Origin of the sequence: Halorhodospira neutriphila, from assembly GCF_016584055.1 — a bacterium.
In the GTDB taxonomy this organism is placed as follows: Bacteria; Pseudomonadota; Gammaproteobacteria; order Nitrococcales; family Halorhodospiraceae; genus Halorhodospira; species Halorhodospira neutriphila.
Genome location: NZ_NRSH01000166.1, coordinates 1 through 4,213, shown reverse-complemented (window position 1 = coordinate 4,213; position 4,213 = coordinate 1). Strand labels below are relative to the sequence as shown.

Genomic DNA, 4,213 nt, shown 5'->3' with positions numbered 1-4,213 from the left:
CTGCCACGGCTGCGCTCACTCAAGATGACGGCGCGCTCCTGATCACTGAGGTGCTCGTATCGAGTGTCCATCGCAACATCCTACCCCGCTCCGGGTGTGGGTGTTGCGCTTGAAAATTGAGCCTACGGTGTCGCAGACAGAGAATAAGGATGGCCGCTTTTCCGAATGCCCACGGTGCTCGATCTCACACTCGTCCCAGTGCTCGGTGAGGTTACCCTCACCGCAGAAGCTCGCCGGCGGCATCGGGGGAGTGGGCATATTCGGCCTGGCCGATTAGGTATCTGCGCACGATCGGCAGCAGTGCCTCGATCCGCTGGAGTGTGACTGCATCCCGCTTGCTTGGCAGCTCGAGGTAGCTCATGCAGAGTCCGAGCACGACGTGCACAGGGTGGAGCACGGGAAACGGACGGCCAGGTTGGCCATCCGAGGTGGGATCGCCAAAAAGCTGCTCGGCGTGATCCTCAATCTCTTTTGCCGAAAGCCCGTGCGGGCTTTTCATGAGGTCGATCTCGAGGTCTTCGCCGGTGTCAAAGTGCCCTGGGATTACTAGCCGGGCGTATTCCGGTGTGGAATCTCCAAATTCCGGATATCGAGTCGTGGCGCCGATCGACGAGGCGAGCAATTCTACTCGCTGCCTCACAGCCCCAACGCTGTTATTGGTCCTGACGTGGAGGTCGATATCGCGGGTCTGAAACTGCTCCGGTTCTTCCGCCTCCTCGTCCATCTCGGTTAGGGCGAAATACCAGTGCGTGGAGGCGCTACCACCGATCAACAGAAAGTCGTCGGAGCAACCCCCGTTTTCTTCATACTTCTCGAGAATCCAGACGATGTCCGCCCGCTGGATGAGCACAGTCGCCGGGACGGCTTCAGCGCGCGGAACGCGGCTGCGGCTGCCAGCTCACCTGCCCGACAAAGGCCCGCTGCCACTCCAGCTCGTCACGCCGCTCTTCTTTCGAGCCGTGCTGAGCGATGCGCTCGATGCGCTGGCGCTCGCACTCTTGCCGTGCACTGAGCTCTTCGAAACTGGGGACTTGCTTGGCCACCATGGCAGACTGCCCTCGATGACTGCGGTTATCAAACCTAAATGAATCATAGCTTAGGGTGTAGTCCCACTCAATACGCAATTGCCGCCCCACAGCCCGGCGGCGAGGACATGCGCCCACACCGAGGTCCTCGCCGAGGGCGTGCACTCCGGCAACCCACCTCGACGCCACGCGCCGGCTCACCGCCTGCCTGGCCGAGACCCTCCAGGCCCTGGCGGCGGAGCGCGGCGCCTAGCGCCGCGCCCGCCTAGACCCCGTAGTACCACCGGTACCACGCAACGAACCGCCGCACGCCCTCCTCGACGCTGACCTGCGGGCGGTAGCCGGTATCCCGGGCCAGGTCGGTGATATCCGAGTGGGTCTCCGGCACGTCGCCGGGCTGCAGGGGCTGGTAGCGCTTCTCGGCCTCGATGCCGAGCTCGCGCTCGAGGACCTCGACGAAGCGCATCAGCGGCACCGGCTCGTCGGCGCCGATGTTGTAGAGCCGCCAGGGGGCGTCGGAGCTGCCCGGGTCCGGGTCCTGCGGGTCCCAGTCCGGGTCCGGCGCGGCTACGCGGTCCGAGGCGCGGACGACGCCGTCGACGATGTCGTCGACGTAGGTGAAGTCCCGCCGGTGGTGGCCGTTGTTGAACAGATCGATGGGCTCGCCGGCGAGCATCCGCTGGGTGAAGAGGAACAGCGCCATGTCCGGCCGCCCCCACGGCCCGTAGACCGTGAAGAAGCGCAGCCCCGTGCACGGCAGCCGGTAGAGGTGCGCGTAGCTGTGGGCCATGTGCTCCGTGGCCTTCTTGGTCGCCGCGTAGATGGCCAGCGGGTGCTCGGTGGGGCGGTGGACGCTGAAGGGCATGTCCGTGCGCGCCCCGTAGACCGAGCTGGTCGAGGCGTAGGTGAGGTGCTCGACGCCGTTGTAGCGGCAGCCCTCGAGGACGTTGAGCGTGCCGGTGACGTTGCTGTCGACGTAGCTGTACGGGTCCGTCAGCGAGTGGCGCACCCCGGCCTGGGCGGCCAGATGGATCACCCGCTGGAAGCCCTCGCGGCGGAAGAGCTCGGCCATGCCCTCGCGGTCGGCGAGATCGAGCCGGGCGAAGCGGAAGGCGTCGTAGGCCTGCAGCCGCGCCAGGCGCGCCTCCTTGAGGGTGGGGTCGTAGTAGGGGTTGAGGTTGTCGAGGCCGACCACCGTGTCGCCGCGCTCGAGCAGCGCCCGGGCGGTGTGGTAGCCGATGAAGCCGGCGGCGCCGGTGACGAGGATCTTCATAGGGGACTCGCTCGCTGCTGTACCGTTTTGTCTTGAGGCTACACCTTATCCGCCAGCTCCGGCGGCGGCTCGGGCAGATCACGGAAGACCCGCCAGAACACCCGCGAGCGCGGGAAGACGACCACCCAGGCCGTCAGGGTGATGAGCAGGAAGTAGTTCCCCAGGCCCTGGTGGCGTACGTACCAGCGCTCCAGCTCGCCCTTGTACGGCATGATCACCTGATCGTAGAGCCAGTCCGGGTCGTCGACATCGGCGTACAGCTCCTCCTCGCCGCGGAAGACGATGGAGCCCACGCCGGAGAGCCCGGGCCGGACCTGGACGATCTCCCGCTGCGCCTCGGGCGGGAAGGCGTCGAAGCAGCGCCGGGTCTGCGGCCGCGGGCCGATGACGCTCATATCGCCGCGGAAGATGTTGATCAGCTGCGGCAGCTCGTTGAGCTTGAGCTTGCGCAGCACCCGGCCCACCGGCAGCACCCGCGGGTCGTCGGTGACCGTCACCGTGCCAGTGGCCATGTTGGGGCTGTCCTTGAGCATCGTCGCGAACTTGAGCAGCTCGAAGGGAGCGCCGCCGCGGCCGATGCGGTGCTGGCGGAAGAAAACCTCCCCCTCGCCGGTAAGCCGCAGCAGGAGCATCAGCCCCAGCAGCAGCGGCGAGAGGACCAGCAGGGCGAGGCCGGAGAAGAGGATATCGAAGAGTCGCTGCATGGCTACATCCGGTTGTCCAGGTAGCGGCCGGTCTCCTTGTGGGCGAACTCGGGGACCATCTGGTGGAAGAGGGCGACGAGGTCGGCCTTCTCCCAGCGCCCGGCAGTGCGCAGGTCGTGGACGGCCTGCAGGAAGTGGTCGAGCTTGCCGGCGTCGTACTCGGCCGGATTGCGGATCACGCCCAGGCGCTCGAAGCGCCCCCAGTCCAGGTCCTCGTCCTCGGTGTAGAACTCCTCGAAGTCCTTCTCGCCGGTGGTGTCGCTGGCGAAGAAGTAGCAGGGCCACTGCCCCCGGGCGGCCAGGGCCTCCACGCTGGCCCGCGCCTCGTCCTCGCTGGCGCACGGGACCGCCTCGTAGCCCAGGGCGGCCAGGTAGCGCTCGGCGATCTCCGAGAAGGTGGTCAGGTGCAGCCGCTCGCTGAGCTTGGGGAAGAAGATATCCCGGTTCTCCCCGAGCAGGCAGGAGAGCAGGCACAGCTCCCCGGACTCCCGGTCGGTGACGAAGTAGCGGCGCACGTCGTTGGGCGCGGAGAGGGGCTGGCGCTTGAGCAGCCGCTGGTTGAAGCCGTGGAGCAGGCTTCCGTCGGAGAAGGCCACGTTGGCGAAGCGCGCCATGGAGATCGGCAGGGACTCGCTCTCGCGCATCAGGAAGAGCTCCATGATGCGCTTGCTCGCCCCCATCATGTTGGCCGGGGCGGCGGCCTTGTCGGTGGAGACGCAGAAGTACTTCCGCGCCCCCTTCGCCCGCGCCCAGCGCGCCGTGCGCAGGGTGTTCTCGATGTTCACCGCCACCATGCGCATGAGGCTGTAGGGGTCCTTCTCCGAGCGCACGTGCTTGAGCGCCGAGAGGTTGAGGACGTAGTCGTAGCCGTCGACATCGCGCATGAGCGCATCGAAGGGCGCCGAGCCGGCGTCCACGGCGAAGGTGCGGAAGTCCCCCTCGATGTAGCCGAGGGTGCTGCGCAGGTCGCGAACCAGCTCGACGAGGTTGTTCTCGCTGAGATCGACGACGTGGAGCGCAGCCGGGTTGCGGCGGAAGATCTCGCGGACCACGGCCTGGCCGATGGAGCCGGCACCGCCGATGACCAGGAACCGGCCCTGGCCCACGCACCCGGAGAGCTCGGCCTCGTGGGCGGCGATATCCTCATCGAAGAGGGGGGCGTCGCGCCCGATCAGGGAGAGTACATCCATGGGGGTCAGGCTCCTTGGGGG

Annotated in this window: 5 protein-coding genes; all 5 read right to left on the bottom strand. The window is 66.9% G+C overall.

Features of this window, described 5'->3' with window-relative positions; all coding sequences use genetic code 11:
* Positions 1-217: 217 nt before the first annotated feature.
* Positions 218-850 carry a hypothetical protein gene (locus tag CKO13_RS11070; protein ID WP_200260941.1) on the bottom strand — a complete coding sequence of 211 codons (633 nt, stop codon included), beginning with the start codon at positions 848-850 and terminating at the stop codon, positions 218-220.
* 16 nt (positions 851-866) lie between these two features.
* Positions 867-1,046, bottom strand: a complete 180-nt coding sequence (locus tag CKO13_RS11065) for a hypothetical protein (RefSeq protein ID WP_200260938.1) — start codon at positions 1,044-1,046, stop codon at positions 867-869.
* 244 nt (positions 1,047-1,290) lie between these two features.
* Positions 1,291-2,298: an NAD-dependent epimerase gene (locus tag CKO13_RS11060; RefSeq protein WP_200260935.1), complete on the bottom strand. Its 1,008-nt coding sequence runs from the start codon at positions 2,296-2,298 to the stop codon at positions 1,291-1,293.
* A 38-nt stretch (positions 2,299-2,336) separates the two neighbouring features.
* Positions 2,337-3,002, bottom strand: a complete 666-nt coding sequence (locus tag CKO13_RS11055; RefSeq protein ID WP_200260933.1) for a sugar transferase — start codon at positions 3,000-3,002, stop codon at positions 2,337-2,339.
* Positions 3,003-3,004: 2 nt separating this feature from the next.
* Positions 3,005-4,192, bottom strand: coding sequence for a UDP-N-acetylglucosamine 4,6-dehydratase (locus tag CKO13_RS11050; RefSeq protein ID WP_200260930.1), 1,188 nt, complete (start codon positions 4,190-4,192; stop codon positions 3,005-3,007).
* Positions 4,193-4,213 lie beyond the last annotated feature (21 nt).